The sequence below is a fragment of the Parabacteroides sp. KHUB-03 genome (genome assembly GCF_056640975.1).
Genome location: NZ_CM153257.1, coordinates 2,531,578 through 2,552,741, shown reverse-complemented (window position 1 = coordinate 2,552,741; position 21,164 = coordinate 2,531,578). Strand labels below are relative to the sequence as shown.

14 protein-coding genes are annotated in these 21,164 nt (G+C 40.5%); 9 read left to right on the top strand and 5 right to left on the bottom strand.

The window, feature by feature from the left end; all coding sequences use genetic code 11:
• Positions 1–294: 294 nt before the first annotated feature.
• Complete coding sequence (locus ACYIB7_RS10935) at positions 295–3,459, top strand: SusC/RagA family TonB-linked outer membrane protein (RefSeq protein ID WP_103983791.1); 3,165 nt, start codon at positions 295–297, stop codon at positions 3,457–3,459.
• A 15-nt stretch (positions 3,460–3,474) separates the two neighbouring features.
• Entirely contained in the window at positions 3,475–5,076 is a 1,602-nt protein-coding gene (locus ACYIB7_RS10930) for a SusD/RagB family nutrient-binding outer membrane lipoprotein (protein WP_480337058.1), read from the top strand.
• Between the two features lie 144 nt (positions 5,077–5,220).
• Here ACYIB7_RS10930 and ACYIB7_RS10925 read toward each other — a convergent pair whose 3' ends face one another.
• Together ACYIB7_RS10925 and ACYIB7_RS10920 are read right to left on the bottom strand one after the other, a co-directional pair.
• Positions 5,221–7,074, bottom strand: coding sequence for an LTA synthase family protein (locus tag ACYIB7_RS10925; RefSeq protein ID WP_480337057.1), 1,854 nt, complete (start codon positions 7,072–7,074; stop codon positions 5,221–5,223).
• The gene (locus tag ACYIB7_RS10920; RefSeq protein WP_099464924.1) at positions 7,071–8,684 is read right to left on the bottom strand and encodes an ABC-F family ATP-binding cassette domain-containing protein; all 1,614 of its coding nucleotides are present in this window, start codon (positions 8,682–8,684) and stop codon (positions 7,071–7,073) included. Before ACYIB7_RS10920 ends, ACYIB7_RS10925 begins: the two co-directional genes overlap by 4 nt.
• A gap of 611 nt (positions 8,685–9,295) precedes the next feature.
• Here ACYIB7_RS10920 and ACYIB7_RS10915 point away from each other — a divergent pair.
• The 7 genes from ACYIB7_RS10915 to rodA all read left to right on the top strand — a co-directional run bounded on the left by ACYIB7_RS10915 (position 9,296) and on the right by rodA (position 17,868).
• The gene (locus ACYIB7_RS10915) at positions 9,296–10,270 is read left to right on the top strand and encodes a 6-bladed beta-propeller (protein WP_234999356.1); all 975 of its coding nucleotides are present in this window, start codon (positions 9,296–9,298) and stop codon (positions 10,268–10,270) included.
• Positions 10,271–10,512: 242 nt separating this feature from the next.
• Complete coding sequence (purH, locus tag ACYIB7_RS10910) at positions 10,513–12,036, top strand: bifunctional phosphoribosylaminoimidazolecarboxamide formyltransferase/IMP cyclohydrolase (RefSeq protein ID WP_103983794.1); 1,524 nt, start codon at positions 10,513–10,515, stop codon at positions 12,034–12,036.
• A gap of 66 nt (positions 12,037–12,102) precedes the next feature.
• Positions 12,103–13,122, top strand: a complete 1,020-nt coding sequence (locus ACYIB7_RS10905) for a rod shape-determining protein (protein ID WP_099464927.1) — start codon at positions 12,103–12,105, stop codon at positions 13,120–13,122.
• An 84-nt stretch (positions 13,123–13,206) separates the two neighbouring features.
• A complete protein-coding gene (gene mreC, locus ACYIB7_RS10900) occupies positions 13,207–14,061 on the top strand; it encodes a rod shape-determining protein MreC (RefSeq protein ID WP_103983795.1) in 855 nt (284 codons plus the stop codon).
• Entirely contained in the window at positions 14,054–14,569 is a 516-nt protein-coding gene (gene mreD / locus ACYIB7_RS10895) for a rod shape-determining protein MreD (protein WP_099464929.1), read from the top strand. Before mreC ends, mreD begins: the two co-directional genes overlap by 8 nt.
• The gene (mrdA, locus tag ACYIB7_RS10890) at positions 14,559–16,433 is read left to right on the top strand and encodes a penicillin-binding protein 2 (protein ID WP_103983796.1); all 1,875 of its coding nucleotides are present in this window, start codon (positions 14,559–14,561) and stop codon (positions 16,431–16,433) included. Before mreD ends, mrdA begins: the two co-directional genes overlap by 11 nt.
• Positions 16,423–17,868, top strand: coding sequence for a rod shape-determining protein RodA (gene rodA, locus ACYIB7_RS10885; RefSeq protein ID WP_103983797.1), 1,446 nt, complete (start codon positions 16,423–16,425; stop codon positions 17,866–17,868). The genes mrdA and rodA overlap by 11 nt, the downstream gene beginning before the upstream one ends.
• 2 nt (positions 17,869–17,870) lie before the next feature.
• On the opposite strand, the gene ACYIB7_RS10880 is transcribed toward rodA, so the two are convergent.
• From ACYIB7_RS10880 to spt, 3 genes are all read right to left on the bottom strand, one after another.
• Positions 17,871–18,383 carry a gliding motility lipoprotein GldH gene (locus ACYIB7_RS10880; protein ID WP_099464932.1) on the bottom strand — a complete coding sequence of 171 codons (513 nt, stop codon included), beginning with the start codon at positions 18,381–18,383 and terminating at the stop codon, positions 17,871–17,873.
• Entirely contained in the window at positions 18,322–19,692 is a 1,371-nt protein-coding gene (locus ACYIB7_RS10875; protein ID WP_103983798.1) for a PSP1 domain-containing protein, read from the bottom strand. The genes ACYIB7_RS10880 and ACYIB7_RS10875 overlap by 62 nt, the downstream gene beginning before the upstream one ends.
• 157 nt (positions 19,693–19,849) lie before the next feature.
• Positions 19,850–21,037, bottom strand: a complete 1,188-nt coding sequence (spt, locus tag ACYIB7_RS10870; RefSeq protein WP_099464934.1) for a serine palmitoyltransferase — start codon at positions 21,035–21,037, stop codon at positions 19,850–19,852.
• Between the last annotated feature and the right edge of the window lie 127 nt (positions 21,038–21,164).

The window sequence follows — 21,164 nt, the reverse complement described above, 5'->3', positions numbered from 1 at the left end:
TGGAACAAATTATATAAGTTTAATGCTTTAGAAGATGTTGTTTTAACATTTCAAACAGAAAAAAAGCTGTCTTGATTGACATTATGACACACTCAAAGTTAAAAACAAGAAGCAAAACAGGGTATTGAATAATAATTTGTTGTTTTTATTGATGTTTTTTTCTACTTTTGCAGCCGTTTTTAATGCAAATAGGTATTTCGATATAAAATCTTAAAATTTTTACATAGTTCTGATAGAACTAAATTTAAGAAAGATTGTTTTCTATGTATAAGTTTAATAAATAAGAGTGTGTTTATGATGAAAAAGTTGACTTTTGCTTTACTGTGCTTGGTGATGAGCATAGGTATGGCGATGGCTCAGGCGACTAAAGTAACAGGACATGTTACATCTGTCGAAGATGGAGAGCCGGTTATTGGTGCATCGATTATCGTAAAAGGGACTACTATTGGAACCGTAACCGATTTCGATGGTAATTTCTCTTTGGAAGTTCCCGCAAACGGGAAAATATTGGTGGTTTCATATATTGGTATGACTACACAAGAAGTTCCGGTTTCTTCTAATGTAATGGTGAAACTGAAATCAGATACTCAAAATTTGGATGAAGTAGTTGTAACTGCGATGGGTATTTCTCGTGAGAAAAAAGCCTTGGGTTATGCTGTTCAGGACGTAAAGGCTGAAAAACTGACGAAAGGAGCTAATTCTAACCTGGCTGGTGCTTTACAAGGTAAGGTTTCTGGTATGGATATTAAACCTTCTTCCGGTATGCCGGGTGCCTCTTCTCAAATTACAATTCGTGGAGCCCGTTCTTTTACAGGAGATAATACTCCGTTGTACGTTGTCGACGGTATGCCTATCGCTTCTTCTGCAGATATTGATACGGAAGCTAGTGTAACCGGTACCGATATTGCAAACCGTGCAGTAGATATCGACCCGAATGATATTGAGAGCATTAATGTCTTGAAAGGTCAGGCAGCCTCAGCTCTTTATGGTATTCGCGCATCTAATGGTGTTATTGTAATTACTACAAAGAGTGGTAAGGGTATTGAAAAAGGAAAACCTCAGGTTTCATTCAATACAAACGTATCGTTTGATGTTCTCGGACGTAAGCCGCAATTGCAGCAGACATTCGCTCAGGGTACAAATGGCACTTATTCTCCTTATAACTCTGCATCTTGGGGTCCTAAAATTTCAGATCTTGCAAATGATCCTACATATGGAGGTAACGTTGCTAATAAGTATAACGGAGGTGATACGCAGAAGTATGCAGGTAAATATTATGTACCACAGCGTGCAGCTGCAGGAATAGATCCTTGGGCTACTCCTCAGGTTTACGATAATATTGGTGGATTTTTCCAAACAGGTGTTACCTGGAATAATTCTTTGAATGTGGCACAGGCTACAGAGAAAGCGTCTTATGCATTTTCTTTGGGTTCGTCTACTCAGGATGGTATTATTCCTGAAACAGGTATGGATCGTTACAATGCAAAAATAACTTCAGAAATTAAATTGCATGAACAATGGACTACAGGTGTGACTGCGAATTATATTAATTCAAAGATTAAAAAGATGCCGGCTGCTAACGATGCATTACTTGCAACAGTTTATCCTACGCCTGTTAGTTATGATTTGAATGGTATTCCTTCTCATACGTCGCAAAGTATATATGAACAGAATTCATTCCGTAGTACTACGTTTGCTATTGCTCCCTGGTTTGTAAAGAATAATGAGTTTATTGAAAAGACAAATCGTTTCTTTGGTAATAGCTTCCTTAATTTCAAAACGAAATTTGGAACAGACAATCATACGTTGAATGCTAAATATCAGATTGGCGTAGATTCTTATACAACTCATTATCAGGATATCTGGGGCTACGGAAATAAAGGAGCCAATATGAATGGACAGGTTGAAGACTATGGTTGGAGTAATGTCTCTTTCAACTCTTTGTTGACTGTTAATTACGACTGGACTATTTCACCGGAATGGACATTGAATGCTATTTTGGGTAATGAGGTTGTACATAACCAGACAAAAAAATATTATGAATTTGGTTCTTCATTCAATTTTCCGGGATGGAACCATATTGAAAATGCAACGACATTGCAATCTCAGGAACGTCAGCGCAGCAAACGTACAGTTGGTTTCTTCGGTAGTGTTTCTGCTTCATATCGTAATATGTTATACCTGAATGTAACAGGACGTAACGACTATGTGTCTAGTATGCCGCGTAATAACCGTTCATTCTTTTATCCTTCCGTTTCTGCCGGTTTTATCCTGACAGAGTTGGAACCTCTGAAGAATGAAGTTGTAAACTATGCAAAAATCCGTGCTTCATATGCAGAAGTAGGACAGGCAGGCGATTACTATGAAAACTATTATTACACCCCTGTTTATGGTGGCGGTTTCTACCAGATTGATCCTGTTGTTTATCCTATTAACGGTATGGGAGCTTTTGTTCCGTATCCGGTTATTTATGACCCGAATTTGAAACCTCAGAACACCCGTTCATATGAACTTGGTGCAGATTTGAATTTCTTTAATAATCTGGTGACATTGAACTATACATTCTCTCGTCAGAATGTATCAGACCAGATATTCCAGGTTCCATTGGCCGGTTCTACAGGTGCTTCGGATTTGTTGACAAACGGTGGACGTATTCATACAAACGCTCACGAGTTGACTATTAACGTAAACCCGATCCGTACTAAGAATGTAGACTGGAATATTGGAGCCAACTGGACAAAGATCGACAACTATGTTGACGAACTGGCTCCTGGTGTGGAAAGTATTTTCCTTGGTGGTTTCGTAACGCCTCAGGTTCGTGCCGGAATTGGAGATAAGTTCCCTGTTATCTACGGTGTAGGTTATTTAAGAGACGATAAAGGTAATCTGATTGTTGACGAGAATGGTGTTCCTCAGGCAGGAAAAGACCAGGTAATCGGAAGCGTATCCCCTGACTTTATTTTAGGTTTCAATACCGATCTCCGCGTATGGAAGTTTAGCTTGAGTGCCGTATTCGATTGGAAGAAGGGTGGACAGATGTATGGTGGAACCAACGGTTTGCTGGACTACTTCGGTATGAGTAAAGCAACTGAAGGCCGTGATACGGAATCTTTCATCGTAGACGGTGTAAAAGCAGACGGTTCTAAAAATGATATTGAAATTAAAGGAGCTAGTGCATGGCAGAATTATTTCCAGTCAATTAATAATATCGATGAAGCCTCTATTTATAATAGTTCTTTCTTAAAATTACGAGAGATTGCTTTGAGTTATCCTGTATTGGAGAAGAAATGGATGTCTATTACAGTAAACGTATTTGCCCGTAACATTCTGTTGTGGTCTGAGTTCCCGAATTTCGACCCGGAATCGTCTCAGGGTAATAATAACATGACAGGTGCTTTTGAACGTTATTCAATGCCTCAGACTTCAAGTTATGGTTTTGGTATGAATGTTAAATTTTAATTAGGTAAAAGGAAAATGAAAAGAAATAAAATAGCAGAAAGATTATTTGCTTTCGCATTGATAACTTTACCGTTGGTTTCTTGTACTGAAGATACGATGGATAAAATCAATGCAGATAAGAATCATCCGCAGACTGTTTCGTCTAAATTTATTATGACGGATGTAATGACCAGTACTGCTTTGAATGCAGTTGGTGGAGACTTTTCTACGTATGCTTCTATCTACATGGAGCATGAGGTTGGTATAGACAACCAAACGTATAATGCCGAGATCCGTAGTGGCGAACCAAACCTGGCAGCTACTTATAATAATATGTGGGGAGCCGTTTACCAGAATATCCGCGACATTAAAGATGTTATTGCAAAGTGTTCCGAAGGTGGTATTGAAGAGGGCAACGATGTAACTTTAGGTGTTGCAAAAGTACTTTATGCTTACAACTATGCTCTTATGACAGACTTGTTTGGCGATATACCATTTAAAGAAGCTTGCGAATATACGGACCAGGGTACGCCGCTGTATATGCAACCGGCAATCGACAAGCAGGAAGAAATATATAAGGAGATCATGCAAAACTTGGATGATGCTTTTGTACTGCTGAACGGAACAGATGCCGCTGCTACAGGATCTATGGGTATGCAGGATTTGATTTACGGTAAAGCTTCCAATGGTAAAATAGATGCTGAAAAGGCATTGTGGCAGAAAGCTGTTTATGGATTGAAAGCCCGTTACACAATGCGCCTTTTATCTAAAAGTGCAAATCCTACACAGACTTTGAATGAGGTATTGGATTATATTTCCAAATCATTTACTTCATCTAGAGAGGAAATGAAATTTGCTGTGTATGATGGCAACAACCAGTTGAATCCTTTGTTCGACTTCATGTATAGCCGTGCAGGTTTAGGTGCCAGCCAGAGTTTGATTAAGAAAATGATGGATCGTAAAGACCCGCGTTTGGCACAATCATTTGCTACAAGCTGGAATTATAATTACGGACAGCCGATGGAACAGGCTACCGATCCTGCCAAGATATTTGCAGCTCCTAATGGTAATCCGGTTCAGGGTACTATGAACTATGACTGTTCATTGGCAGACTGGGCTATTACGGCTCCTACCCAACTGTTGAGCTATCATGAACTTTTATTCATCAAGGCAGAAGCTCTTTGCCGTTTGAAGAAAAATACGGAAGCTGAAGCAGCTTTGAAAGAAGCAATTGCTGTTGGTTTTGCTAATACTGCGATTGCGTTGGAGTCTTCAATCTATGATTGGGGGATCGAAGGTGAAGTTGACCTTTCGGCAGATGTGGCTGATGCTTATTTTGCAGATAACGTAAAACCTTTGTTTGATGCAAACCCATTAAAGGAAACAATGGTTCAGAAGTATTTGGCATTCTTTGGCGCATCCGGTGAAGCTGTAGAGGCGTATAATGATTATCGTAGAATGAAAGCTATGGGCGAAAACTTTGTTGAGTTGGCAAATCCGAACAACCAGACTAAGTTTCCGTTGAGATATACATATGGTAGTTCCGATGTATTGTCTAATTTGAATATAAAGGAAGCCTTTGGCAATGGCCAGTATGTTTATTCTGAACCGGTATGGTGGGCTGGCGGCTCACGTTAATACATCTATATTAAGGCGGACTTGATCCGCCATCTCATGAATACAGATGACATAGACGAGCGTAGATTAACGCAGATTATATATTTTCTTTAAAATAATATCTGCGTTAATCTACGCTCTTTTTGTGTTCAACTTCCTTTTTGTTTATCTGCTTCCCAGATCGTCGTAAAGTGTTTGCAGCAGGGCTTTTCCGTTGTCGGTGCGTTCGCTGCTGTTGTCGGAAGACGATTCCATAAGTATTTTGTTGCTCTCGTTATCGTAGATCGAGTATCCCGTGCGGTTTATGAACCCAAACCCGTTGGTAAAGGTATAGAAGGCATATTCGGGATAACATGGGTCAAAAATGTCTTTGCTGAATGCAAATTCATTGTGTTTTAATCCTAGCTGGTTAAGCAATGTGGCTGCCAGATCGGTTTGGTTGGCATATTTATCTACCACCATAGGTTCTTTTATTGCGCCTCCCAGCCATATCATCGGGATGTGGAAGCGGCGGGGTTCGAAATCTTTTACATCTTCGGGATAGCGGAATCCATGATCTGCAACCAGTACAATTAATGTGTTTTTCCATGCCGGCAACAGCTTCATTTTATCTATAAAGCTGCCCAGGCAGCTATCTGTAAATGCTACGGAGTTAAGATACGGGTGCTTCAGATGGTGGAAAGGGACTTCAAAAGGTTCGTGGCTGCTCAACGTAAGAAAGGTGGTTAGCCAGGGCTTCGTATTGTCTCTTTCTTTGATGTTATTGTATAGCCATGTAAAAGTTATATCGTCGTTGGTTCCCCATTTGCTTAACCGGCTCGATAAGGGGAAGTCGCGGTCTGCCGTGATTTTGCTGTAGCCCGAGCTGAAGAAATAACTTTGCATGTTTGTAAAGTTTATATCTCCGCCATACAACATGTCGGCCGTATATCCTTCTTTATCCAGGCTTTTAGCAATGGAGGGGAGCGTCTGGCTCTTGGCCGGATATTTCATGATCGAGGTGGTGGGCTGCGCCAGGTAGCCGTTCAACACCGAGACGATCCCTCTGTCCGTACGGAATGAATTTGCATAGAGGTTGGTAAACAAAATCCCTTCTTTGCTTAACCGGTCTATGTTGGGAGTTACATCTTTTTCACCCCCGACGGCTCCGATAGCGTTGGCCGAGAAGCTCTCTAAAAGAATAATCAGGATATTGGGGCGGGTAGTGGTTAAAACCTGTTGCTTTTCCGGGCAGATTGAATCGGGAAATTGCTTGTTGCTGCGGGGGGAAGTGAGTTGCTTGAATAACTCTTCCCTGCGCTCTTCGGGCAGGAAGTTAAACTGCGCTGCAAAGTCCTGCTGTTTGGACAAAGAAGCAACCAAACTGAAACAGGGGTTAATGGCGGCATGGTTCAGAAACTGATTCTGGCTGAAATAGACCATTCCGACATTGGCGGTAGATGTTGTGACACCTCCCCGGATAGGGATAAATAAAATGCCACCCAATAGCAAACATGATATTGTCCCGATGATCCGTTTGCGCACCATTGTTTCAGGCGTCCACGAAAGAATACATTTCCTGAAATAGATATATATAATATATGTATAGGCAAAAAACAGGAGGAGCTGGATAATGAACAACCCGACAGGCACACTTGCCATGGCATCCTTGGGCGACTGCAGGTAAAAGAACAAGGTTGCATCCAGACGGAATCCCCAAAAACCGTATAATGCAATATCTATTGAAAAGATGGCAGCCACGAGAGCTGCCATTATAAGAAAGTAGGCGGATAGTAATTTTCGGAGCCATATTCCGTGCAGCCATACCGAACCTGTTGTCAGAAGCAGCGGGATGGCTGTCAGATATCCGGATATGGTGCAGTCTAACTTCAGTCCATGAAAGATTACCTGCAGGTAATCAATTAGCGAACAGTAGTTCGCTAATTCATGATGGTGAACCATAAAGAACGGTTTTTGTATCATAAAAACCGGAAGCCAGGCTATGAATATGGCTACGATAAATAATATCCTTCGTTTCATTTATATAACTTTTCCCTTAATTCGGCAACCGCAGGATCGGTAATGTAATCGTCGTAGTCCATCATCCTGTCGATAATTCCGTTCGGGGTTAACTCGATAATACGGTTGGCAACGGTTTGTATAAACTCGTGGTCGTGACTGGAGAACAGGATATTTCCTTTGAATGTTTGCAACGTATTGTTGAATGCCTGTATGGACTCCAGGTCCAGATGGTTTGTCGGGGTGTCCAGAATGATACAGTTGGCGTCTGTCAACATCATTCGCGAAATCATGCAGCGCATCTTTTCACCTCCGGATAGCACACTGACTTTTTTTAGTAATTCTTCGCCGGAGAACAGCATACGTCCCAGAAAACCTTTCAAGAATACATCGTTGGTGTCGGGTGAGAACTGGCTAAGCCAGTCGATCAGATTATAATCGGAATTGAAATACACCGAGTTGTCCAGAGGCAGGTAGGTGGTAGTAATGGTCTGTCCCCATTGATAGGTGCCTGCATCGGCTTTATCTTCCCCGTTGATAATCTGGAAGAGGGCTGTCATGGCACGCGGGTCGCGACTGATGAAGACGACTTTGTCGTCTTTCTCTATGTTGAAATTTAAATCCTTGAATAAGACTTTGCCTTCGATGCTTTTGCTTAATCCTTTTACTTCAAGAATTTGATTGCCCGGCTCGCGATTCGGCGAGAACAGAATACCCGGATAGCGGCGTGAGGATGGTTTGATCTCTTCGATATTCAGTTTCTCAAGCATCTTCTTGCGGCTGGTTGTCTGTTTGGACTTGGCAACGTTGGCACTGAATCGGCGGATAAATTCTTCCAGTTCCTTTTTCTTCTCTTCCGCCTTCTTGTTCTGGTTCTGTTGCTGACGGAGCGCTAACTGGCTCGATTCGTACCAGAAGCTATAGTTGCCGGCAAACATTTGCAGTTTACCAAAGTCGATGTCGACGGTATGCGTACATACCGAGTCCAGAAAGTGGCGGTCGTGACTTACTACCAATACGGTATGTTCAAAATTTGACAGGTAGTTTTCAAGCCAGCTTACGGTTTCCAGGTCGAGGTCGTTGGTAGGCTCATCCAGTAGTAGGTTATCCGGCTGACCGTAAAGTGCACGCGCCAGAAGTACGCGGACCTTTTGCTTACCGCTTAAGTCTTTCATCATGCTATAGTGAAACTCTTCGCTGATGCCTAAGCCGCTCAATAGGCTGGCAGCATCGCTTTCGGCATTCCATCCTTCCATTTCTGCAAACTTTTCTTCCAGTTCCGAAACGCGGATGCCATCGGCATCGCTAAAGTCCGGTTTCTCGTAAAGAGCGTTTTTTTCACTCATTATTTCCCAAAGGGTAGTATGTCCCATTAACACAGTGTCCATTACCGTATATTCGTCAAAAGCGAAGTGATCCTGGCTTAATACGGATAAACGTTCGCCCGGACCCAAGCTAACAGTGCCGCGCGTTGGATCGAGCTGCTTGCTGATAACGCGTAAGAAAGTAGATTTTCCTGCACCGTTTGCTCCGATGATACCGTAGCAGTTGCCCGGTGTAAATTTCATGTTGACATCCTGAAACAGGATGCGTTTTCCAAACTGTACGTCCAGATTGTTTACTGTAATCATATCTTATAATACCTATTAATTTGCTATAGAGGCTGCAAAGGTACGAAAAATATTATGGAGACCTTGCTAAAAATCGTTTCAATGTCAATACCGGAATAAATCATCGGGATGATTTTTTTTAATGTTCCCGATGATTTTGTAAAAAGATCGAGATGAATTAAACGGGAGGGTTGTTGCGATTTCTTTAAATATTCTTTTATTACCAGATGTGGACTTGTTCTTTTTTTTATTACTAAATATTCGGAATAGGCTGGTTGATAATGTTTTTTTATTATCTTTGGGGGAAATCAATCAATTTGATATATCCTTTGTTCAGAATAAGAAAGAATTAATGGTCTTATTAAATAAAGCTATTTTGTCAGAAAATTTAAAAGTGTAAAATAAACAGATGGAGATAATGATTATGAAGAACCAAATTCTCTTTTATTTATTCGTTATTGTTCCGTTCTTTTTCTCTTGTAACAACAAGCAAAAAGAACGGTTGACATTGGCAGACTGTCCTGTAATTGCACATAAAACAGACTCTTTAATAACGCTGGATTTTTCATCGGTTAGAGATACGTTTAATGTTCCCTTAAGTCTTTTTTTTGTCCGATTATGAGATAATCCGGTTGGAAAATTCGGAAGAAGCGCTGGTTGGTCATTCCTATGCTTTTGCTGTAAGTGAAAATTACATTGGTCTTTATAACAGTAACCTCAAAGATTACAAACTATTCAATCGGAAAGGCAAATACATTCGCTCTATATCATCAGCTGGTCAAGGACCTGATGAATATTATATAGCAATCTATGACAGTTATATCGATGAAGAAAACGGAAGGGTTTATTTGCTTTCTTATAGGGCAAATAAACTATTGGTTTTTGATTTGGAGGGAAAACCACTACAACACATTCCTTTCCCTTTTCCAGTTCATAAAGGACGTTTCCGAATTAATGCAAAGAAAAAAGAATTGACTATGATGGCCTTGCCTTTTATTGATACACCATTTGTTGTCTGGCGACAGGATTTTGAGGGAAATATCCTCCAAAGTATCGATGCCGGACATTTTGTTATAGATCCGGGGGATTACAGTAATGAGGTAAATGAGTCGCAAAACACAGCTTTATTGGATTTTTCTTTATTCCATTGGATGCCTATTATGGATTCTATCTATCATTATAGTGAACAAAATAATGTTCTGGAACCTGTTTTTACTGTCAAATGGAAAGACGAAAATATATTACGTCATATTTACACAGAATTATCTTCTCATTATTTTACCAGATTAGTTGGTGAAGGAGCGAGTTGGGATGGCAGTGTGCCCCGTTATCCGCTGATTATAGTCGATAAAAACAATTTGCGGGGATGTTATGCCAACCTGAAATTTAATATGCTAGGAAATATTGATGGCCCTTCCTATGTGACTTTTAACAGAGGCTATTGCATTGCCAATATGTTCCCATACGAGCTTAAAGAGCAATTAGAAAAAGCGTTATCAAAATCAGAGAAAATGACACCTGAGATGAAGGATAAATTGATGAAATTAAATAATAGCCTTACCGAAGATGACAATAATGTGCTGTTTATTGGGAAGTTAAAACAATAAGAAAATGTTTATGCAGACAAAAATAACAAAGGCAGATGTGTGTATAGGAATATTAAAAATGTTGATGTTGAACTTTTTAATGAAGATGAGGGGCAGTAGTAGCCGGTGAATAATGAGTCTGATCAAAAGTAGGGTTTTGTTTTTAATTCACACCTTAAATATTATTTTACTCAAATTTCTTTTGCCCCAAATAATTAATGACTAATTTTGTGCTCTAAAACATTAAAGTAAACGAAACAAAGATGGCTGCAACGAAACGAATGAAACGTGCATTGGTCTCAGTATTCCATAAAGAGGGATTGGATGAGATCTTAAAGAAACTCCACAATGAAGGCGTGAGCTTTGTATCTACAGGTGGAACACAAACATTTATTGAGTCTTTAGGTATTCCTTGTGATGCCGTGGAAGATTTGACCGGATATCCTTCGATTTTAGGGGGACGCGTGAAAACACTTCACCCGAAAGTATTTGGTGGGATTTTGAACCGTAGAGATAATGAAGGAGATAAGGCTCAGATTGCAGAATATGAAATACCGGAAATAGATTTGGTCATAGTAGACCTTTATCCGTTTGAAGAAACTGTTGCTTCCGGCGCAGAAGAACAAGCTATCATTGAAAAAATAGATATAGGCGGTATCTCCTTGATACGTGCTGCAGCAAAGAATTTTAAGGATGTGGTAATCGTTGCTTCCAAAGCACAATATCAACCTTTGATGAATTTGTTAAATGAAAAAGGTGCGGAAACAACAATTGAAGACCGCCGCTGGTTTGCTAAAGAAGCATTTGCTGTTTCTTCCGGTTACGATTCTGCTATCTTTAACTACTTTGACGGATGTGATGGCTCTTACTTCCGTGCAGGTGTAGACGAGCCTATGCACTTGCGTTATGGTGAAAATCCTCATCAGGCTGCCAAGTTCTATGGAAAGTTTAACGATATGTTCGAACAGATTCACGGAAAAGAAGTTTCTTATAACAACTTATTAGACATTGATGCAGCGGTTAATTTGATTGATGAGTTCGATGAGTTGACTTTCGCTATACTGAAACATAATAACGCTTGTGGTATCGCTTCGCGTGCAAATGTGACGGATGCCTGGAAAGATGCTTTGGCCGGTGACCCGGTTTCTGCATTTGGTGGTATTTTAATAACCAATACAACAATCAATAAAGAAGCGGCTGAAGAAATTAACAAAATATTCTTCGAAATTATCATTGCTCCGGCTTATGATGCTGATGCTTTGGAAGTTTTGAAACAGAAGAAGAACCGTATCATTCTGATCCGTAAGGAATGTAAAACTTGCCCGGTGCAGTTCCGTTCATTACTGAACGGCGTTTTGATGCAGGAAAAAGATTTGAGTATTCAGGTAGCCGGAGATCTGGAACCGATGACAGATAAAAAACCGACAACGCAGGAAATAGAAGACCTGTTATTTGCCAATAAGCTGGTGAAGAACAGCAAGTCTAATGCAATCACATTGGTGAAGAATAAGCAGCTTTGCGCGAGTGGTATCGGACAAACTTCGCGTGTAGATGCTCTGAAACAAGCTATTGAGAAGGCTAAATCATTTAACTTTGATTTGAACGGTGCTGTGATGGCATCCGACGCTTTCTTCCCGTTCCCTGACTGTGTGGAAATTGCTGATAATGCAGGTATTACTGCTGTAATTCAACCGGGAGGTTCTATTAATGACAAATTATCTGTTGAGTATTGCAATGCACATGGCTTGTCAATGGTTAAAACAGGTATACGTCACTTTAAACATTAACAAATACTAATATGCCAATTATGAAATTTCGAATTGGCATATTGACACATTAACAGAATTATTATAATGGGATTATTCTCTTTCACTCAAGAAATAGCGATAGACCTGGGTACTGCCAATACTATTATTATAAGCAATGGTAAGATTATGGTAGACCAACCGTCTGTGGTAGCTCTTGACCGTCGGACAGATAAGGTATTGGCGGTAGGAGAAAAGGCTCGGCAAATGCACGGAAAGACGCATGAAAATATTCGTACGATTCGTCCGTTACGTGATGGTGTAATTGCCGACTTTTATGCTGCCGAGCAGATGATGCGGGGCATGATAAAAATGATAAACCAGAGAAATCACTGGTTTTCTCCTTCTTTGCGCGTGGTGGTATGTATACCTTCCGGTAGTACTGAAGTGGAAATACGTGCCGTGCGCGACTCTGCCGAGCATGCCGGTGGTCGTGATGTGTATATGATTTACGAACCGATGGCCGCTGCAATTGGTATAGGTATCGATGTGGAAGCTCCGGAAGGAAATATGATTGTAGATATAGGCGGTGGTACGACGGAAATTGCCGTGATTTCTCTGGGTGGAATTGTTTCGAATAAGTCTATCCGCATTGCCGGTGATGATCTGACTGCAGATATTATGGAATATATGCGCCGTCAGCATAATGTTAAGGTGGGCGAACGTACGGCTGAATTGATTAAAATAAATGTCGGTTCGGCGCTTACGTTTCTTGATAACCCGCCTGAAGATTATGTTGTTCATGGCCCTAACCAGATGACGGCTTTGCCAATGGAAGTTCCTGTTTCTTATCAGGAAATAGCTCATTGTTTGGAGAAATCGATCTCTAAGATGGAAGCTGCAATTTTAAGTGCTTTGGAACAAACACCGCCGGAATTATATGCCGATATTGTACGTAATGGTATCTATCTTGCCGGAGGTGGAGCTTTGATGCGTGGTTTGGACAAGCGTTTGACTGATAAGATCAATATTCCGTTCCATATAGCCGAAGACCCGTTGCATGCAGTTGCTAAAGGTACGGGAGTGGCTCTGAAAAATATCGATAAATTTAATTTCCTTATTAGATAATTGACAGTTGACAGCTTACAAATGACAAGTAATTTACTATCTACCTGCCATTTGTAAGCTGTCAACTGTCAACTGTTAAAGACTATGCGTAAACTGCTTGATTTCCTGGTGAGGAAGAGGCATTGGTTTCTGTTTTTGTTGCTCGAAGTACTTTCTTTGATACTCATTTATCATAATAATGCGTATCAACGGAATATCATGTTTAGTTCGGCAAATGTAGTAACAGGACACATTGCTTCTGTTTCCGGCTATGTAACTTCTTATTTGAATCTCCGGGAGATTAATAAGGAGTTGTTGGAACGTAACGGGCAGTTGGAACTTCAAATGTTGGAAATGCAGGATCGTTTGGACATGATGATGGCAGACACAGTTGCCTTCGCTGGCTTTGCGCCTGATTCGACAGAACAGTTTCCATATAGTTGTGTGATGGCAGAGGTTGTAAACAACAGTGTGACGCATTTGTCTAATTATATTACGGTAAATAAAGGGCGTAAGGATGGTATAGACCGGGATATGGGAGTCGTTTCCGAGCGTGGAGTGGTTGGGATTGTATCCGCTGTTTCGGATCATTTTGCAGTGGTGATTCCTTTGTTGAATCCAAAGTTCCGGTTGAGTTGCAAAGTATTGGGAAGCAGCTATTTTGGTTCTTTGAGCTGGAATGGGCGTAACTCCCGCTATGCAAATCTGGACGAATTACCGCGCCATGTGCAGTTTGATAAGGGAGATACAATTGTTACAAGTGGCTATTCGGCCGTATTTCCTGCGGGAATTATTGTAGGTACGGTTTCGGATTTTAAGAAGCAACATGATGATAACTTCTATTCGTTGGAAGTATTATTGGCAACAGATTTCCAGGCATTGAACGATGTCAGGATTATAAAGAACTACCGCCAGGCGGAACAGCTAAGTTTAGAATTAGAGGCGAAAAGAAATGATTAATCTACTGCGAGGCTTATTTTATTTTGTTGTGTTTGTCTTAATTCAGGTATTGGTCTTGAATAACATTCACTTCCTTAGGATTGCAACGCCATTTCTATACCTTTATTTTATTATTAAACTTCCGGTGGGAATGTCTCAAACCAAAGTCGTGTTTTTTTCTTTTTTGGCTGGTCTTGCTATTGATATGTTTTCGAATACCCCGGGAATGCATGCTGCCGCTTGTACATTGGCCGGATTTCTACGCGAGCCTCTGATACGGTTTTATATGGGGAAGGATCTTCCGGAAGGTATATATCCGTCATATAAAACATTTGGATATGGCGGCTTTTTTAGATATGCTGTTACGTTCATAATAATACAGCATGTGGCATTATTTTTATTAGAATCATTGACATTCTTTGATCCGGTGTTTCTTGCCCTTCGTATTTTTGCAAGTGTAGCAATGACAACATTGTTAGTTTGTACGGTAGAAGCATTCAATATAGAGTCTCAGAAAAGTGGAGAGTAATACTAAGTACACACTCGAAAACAGACGTTATGTAATTGGCGGGGCTGTTATTTTATTGGTACTCATCTTTATTGTTCGTCTGTTCTTTTTGCAAATTATAGATAGCGACTATAAAGCATGGGCCGATAGTAATGCGTTCCTGAAGAAAACTCTATACCCTTCCCGCGGAATTATGTACGACCGGAATGGTAAGATGCTGGTGTATAACCAACCGGCTTATGATGTGATGTTTATCATGCGTGAAATACAACCCTTCGATACGTTGGACTTTTGTAATATCTTGGGGATAACCAAGCAGCAGTTTGTCAAGCGTATGGCAGACGTTAAAGACCGTCGGTTGAATCCCGGTTATTCATCGTATGTGCCACAGGTTTTTATGAACCAGTTATCTGCCCGTGAGTGTGGTGTATTACAAGAGAAATTATATAAATTCCCCGGCTTTTATATCCAGAACCGTACAATCCGTGAGTATGAATATCCTTATGCAGCTCATGTGTTGGGTACAATTGGGGAAGTAAACCGCAAGGATATAGAAAATGACGATTATTATGTTCAGGGCGACAACTCCGGCCGCAGTGGTATAGAACAGTCTTATGAAAGCGTTTTGCGTGGTACGAAAGGCGTGGAAATCCTGCTGCGTGATGCGCATGGCCGCATCAAGGGCCGTTATGAAGAGGGTAAATTTGACGTGGCTCCGGTCTCGGGTAAGAATCTGACCTTATCTATCGATATGGAATTACAGGAGCTTGGGGAGAGGTTAATGCAAAATAAAAGGGGAAGCATAGTGATGATTGAACCGGAGACGGGTGAGATATTATGTATGGTTTCAACTCCGTCTTATGATCCGGGAATGTTATCCGGCCGCCAAAGGGGTAAAAATCATAAATTGCTGGAAAGGAATCCCGACAAACCATTGCTTAATAGAGCTATCATGGGGCTTTATCCTCCAGGATCGACCTTTAAACCTACTCAGGCTCTGACCTTTCTGCAGGAAGGAGTCATTACAAAAGAAACGCAATACACATGTGCCCATGGTTATACGTTTAGAGGTGGAAAACCAGCTTGTCACGGGCATGCTTCACCACTGAATCTTACATATGCCCTGGCTACTTCCTGTAATTCGTATTTTTGTTGGGGATTACATGATATGATAGACAGCCGTAAACGGTATTCTACAGTTCAAGAAGCTTTTGAAGTATGGAAAAACTACCTTATTTCTATGGGATACGGTTATAAATTAGGAGTTGATTTGCCGGGAGAGAAAAGAGGGTTTGTTCCTAATAGTAAATATTACGATAAATATTATCGTGGACGTTGGAATTCCAGTACGATTATTTCGATTGCAATAGGCCAGGGAGAAATACTTGCTACTCCATTACAGATTTGTAATTTGGCTGCTACTATAGCAAACAGAGGTCATTTTATTACTCCTCATGTGGTGAAGGAAATACAAGACACTCCGCTGGATACGCTTTATACCAATAAGCGTTATACAATGATAGAGCGTAAGAATTATGAAATTGTGGCCGAAGGTATGCGCAATGCCGTACTAGGTGGAACTTGTACGCGTGCTGCTATTCCGGGCATAGAAGTCTGTGGAAAAACCGGTACGGCGGAAAATCCTCATGGAAAAGACCATTCGGCGTTTATCGGTTTTGCTCCTTATCAGAATCCTAAAGTTGCCATTTGTGTATATGTTGAAAACGGAGGGTTTGGTGCAACTTATGGAGTTCCTATAGGAAAATTGATGATGGAGAAGTACCTGACCGGAACTATTTCGGAAGCGGATAAACTGCTGGAAGAAACAATGGCCAATGCAGTAGTGTCACCTAATATTTTATCATTACCGGATCGTGAGTTATAGAAAAACAGAAATATGGAAGTCGGTTGATTGGTTTACTATTATACTTTATGTTGTAATGGTAATAGCCGGTTGGTTTAGTATTTGTGGTGCCAGTTATGAGTTTGATAATGTGGGGCTGTTTGATCCGTCAGGTCGTCCTGGTTCGCAGTTAATTTGGATTGGTCTGTCGGCTGTGATCATTTTTGTAATACTCATGTTGGATAGCAACTTTTTCGATATTTTTGCCAACCTGATTTATATAGCTGTAATTCTTTTGTTGATAGCTACTATCTTCCTTGCTCCTAATATAAAAGGATCGCATTCGTGGCTTGTTTTGGGGCCGGTTCGTTTGCAGCCTGCCGAGTTTGCAAAGTTTGCTACGGCTTTGGTTGTCGCCAAACTGATGAATACGTATGCCTTTAAGCTTACTACACCTAAGAATTTCATGATAACATTGTTGCTGATTTTCTTACCGATGGTTTGTATTCTGTTACAAAAGGAAACTGGTTCTGCTTTGGTTTACCTGGCATTTTTTCTGATGCTTTATCGGGAAGGAATGTCTGGCTATATACTTTTGGCGGGAGTTTGTGCTGTAGTTTTCTTTGTTGCCGGGATGAAATATTCAGAAGTAATTACAGGGATTACTCCTGTTGGCGAGCTATTGGTTTCATGCATGATTTTAGTTATAACGATGCTTTTGATCCAAATTGAACGGAAGGATGGCAAAGCCATATTTTGTATATTGGCAGGCACGGCATGTGCTTATTTGGTAGGATATATAGTATCTATATTTACTCCGGTTAATTTTGCTTTTATAGCCGAAGGGCTTGTGTTATTATCGGTGTTGTATTTGATATATTTGTCGATAAGGAATTGGGTCTGGCATTATGTCTTGATAGCTCTTTTTGCATTAGGGTCTTTAGCTTTCCTGTTTTCAGTGAGCTATGTGTTCGATAATATATTGGAACCGCATCAACAGGTTCGTATTAAAGTATCTTTGGGATTGGAGGATGATCCTAGTGGTGCAGGTTATAATGTGAATCAATCAAAGATTGCAATTGGTTCGGGTGGCTTTTCCGGCAAAGGATTTTTGAACGGAACACAGACGAAATTGAAATATGTCCCCGAACAAGATACTGACTTTATTTTTTGTACTGTAGGAGAGGAGCAGGGTTTTCTGGGTTCTGCTGCCGTACTTATTTTGTTTGGAATATTTATTTTACGCCTTATCGTATTGGCTGAAAGACAGGGTAATACATTCGGACGCGTTTATGGATATAGTGTTGCATCCATCTTTTTCTTCCATCTAGCGATAAATGTGGGAATGGTTACAGGACTGACTCCTGTAATTGGTATTCCGTTGCCATTCTTCAGCTATGGAGGATCTTCTTTGTGGGGTTTCACTATCCTGTTGTTTATATTTCTTCGGTTAGATGCTTCCCGTAAAGAACATTGATCTTATTCGGCTTTTTTTACCCTCATACCGATCTCCTGAATACCCGGCAATGCTTCATTCCTCATACCTTGCCTGAAGCTAAAGGTATACTGTCCTTCATAAGGGAATAGATAGTTCGTACGAATAGGAAAACTAGACTGGAAAAGGGAAATGCCATGTCCATACCATTTGCCGTATTCGTCAGCAAGCGTGCACTCTATTGTATCTCTTTTCAATGGGCCAACGGGCAATTCTTCATTACAAAATAACCATAAGTTTTGATAGGGATAAAGGTTATTATTTCGTATTTCCAGTGTAAGGTTATATGGAGTGGATATATCTGTTACATGGAAAGTAAAATAATATTCTTTGTTCTTTTCCCACGATGTATTATCAATGGCCTGGTATTGGTCGTACAAGGCCTGATTCTCGCAGGAGAAGAACAATAGAGATACAAAGGCAGCAATGCAGCTTTTAAGCTTCTGGCTTGTTTTCCGGTTGGTTAGCCGGTTTAACAGGTTGCTGGGGCTTGTCATTGTTATTCTGCTTATCGTTGTTGTTTATTTTCGGTTTTTGCTTCGGACGGTTGTTCCGGTTACCATTATTTGCATAACGGTTATTGTTTCTATTACCACTTTCTCTGTTTCCATTGCTGTTGGTATTACCCGTGTTTTCTGGATTGTTTGAGGTAATATTTGTATTGGTACTATTTCGGGTATTTTCATTTGTACCATTCTTATTATTGTCTCCGTTACTACGTTTCTTTTTCTTTTTCTTTACAGAATCGAAACGTGTTACGCTATCCTGCCCTAAGATATCTTGAGCATCTCTCTTGGGGGGCTGAGGTTTTGTGTCGGCTTCCAGAGAAATAGGTTTATTACCTTTCTTATTCATGTTGATGACATCAAAAGCACGTTTGGCTGGTATGGTTATCAGATTGGCGGCAAATGATTTGTCGGTAGAATAAGTAATCTCTTGTTTGAAGATATCTGTTTTGAAATGATAATATGAATTATCTTTAGTTTCCAGAACAATTTCCCGGGATGGCAAACGTTTTTGTGCTTCTACGTATGCATCTACCTCGTAGTTGATACAACATTTCAACTTGGCGCATTGTCCTGCCAGCTTCTGGGGGTTCATCGAAATATCCTGATAGCGGGCTGCCCCAGTGGCTACCGAAACGAAACTTGTCATCCAGCTTGAACAACAAAGTTCGCGTCCGCAAGGGCCAATTCCGCCGATACGTCCGGCTTCTTGACGGGCTCCGATTTGTTTCATTTCAATACGGACACGAAATGCTTCCGCAAGTACTTTAATAAGTTGCCGGAAGTCTACACGTTCATCGGCGATATAATAGAATATAGCTTTGTTTCCATCTCCTTGGTATTCCACGTCTCCGATTTTCATGTTTAGGCCTAATTCGGTCGCAATCTGACGTGACCGGATCATCGTTGCATGTTCTTTAGCCTTTGCTTCTTCGTATTTCTCGATATCGTTGGGTTTTGCTTTTCGGTAGACTTTTTTAGGTTCGTTTCCTTCTCCGGTACGTACATTGTTTTTTTTCATTTGCAGAAGAACCAGTTTTCCGGTTAGGGTTACAATTCCGATATCATGACCCGGACTTGCTTCTACTGCAACAATGTCTCCTTTCTCCAGAGGTATTTTCGAACTGTTAAGATAATACCCTTTGCGGGTATTTTTAAATTGTACCTCTACGTAATCGGTTGCATTCTCTGCATCCGGAACATCGCAAAGCCAATCGTATGTATTGAGTTTTGTATTTTGTACTTTGCTGCATCCTTTTTTTCCCATGCAGCAACTTCCTGTATTTAGTTTGAAATCCATTTTCTAGGTTGTATAATATGTATATATTTAATGTACAATACGCAAAAATAGTGATTTATTCTAACACTTCCGCATGTGCCGATAAAAATATGTAAGAAAGCCCGGTAGCAACTGTTTACTACCGGGCTTTCTGTTTATATTCTGTCAGACTTGCTGATTATTTTACTAAACCGTGGCTTTTAAATACCTTATGAATAGCTTCCAAGGCATAATCCAATTGTTCTTTCGTATGAGTTGCCATCAAAGAGAAACGGATTAGCGTGTCTTCTGATGCTACAGCCGGAGCTACTACTGGGTTTACGAATATGCCTGCTTCGAATAATTCTTTTACGATAAGGAATGTAAGATCGTTATCACGGATGAACAACGGTATAATAGGAGTGGAAGTATGGCCTATCTCACAACCCATATTACGGAAACCGTCTAGTGCATAATGTGTCAGATCCCATAAGTGCTGTATACGCTCAGGTTCGCTCAACATAATATCCAGAGCTGCATTGGCAGCAGCGGTTGCAGCCGGGGTATTACTTGCACTGAAGATATATGAGCGGGAATGGTGGCGTAAATAGTTGATTACTGATTCGTCAGCTGCGATAAATCCACCGATAGAAGCGAAAGATTTGCTGAATGTTCCCATAATCAGGTCAACATCATTTGTTACGCCGAAATGGTTACAGGTTCCGCGTCCTTGATTGCCGAATACACCTATACCGTGTGCTTCGTCTACCATTACGCTAGCATTATATTTCTTAGCCAACGCAACTATTTCCGGTAATTTGGCAACATCGCCCTCCATACTGAATACGCCATCTATAACGATCAGTTTTACTTTGTCCGGTTCGCATTTTTGGAGTTGTTTCTCCAGCGAATCCATGTCGTTGTGTTTGTATTTTAATTTGGTGGAGAAAGAAAGGCGATGGCCTTCTATAATAGATGCATGGTCTAATTCATCCCAAATAATGTAATCTTCACGTCCTGTTACACAGGAAACCACGCCTAAATTAACTTGAAAGCCTGTAGAATATACGATGGCATCTTCCTTACCAACAAACTCTGCTAATCTTTTTTCCAATTGGATATGTAAGTCCAACGTTCCATTCAGGAATCGTGAACCAGCACAACCTGTACCATATTTTTTAATGGCTTCAATAGCTGCCTCTTTTACTTTAGGATGGTTTGTTAATCCCAAGTACGCATTTGAACCAAACATCAGAACTTTTTTACCACTGATCATCACTTCTGTGTCCTGATCACTTTCAATCATTCTGAAATAGGGATAAATCCCTGCTGCCATAGCTCTTTGAGGAGCATCGTACTTTGCTAATTTCTCTTGTAAAAGTTTCATATGTGTTATTAAGAGAATGATTTCTCGCTATTTGTTTATTCCGTATGAAAGAATTCCGATTTGCCGGTATATCAGCATCTCTGTTTCGACAAATCCAGCCGCAAAAGTAGTAAAAAAATAACTTATA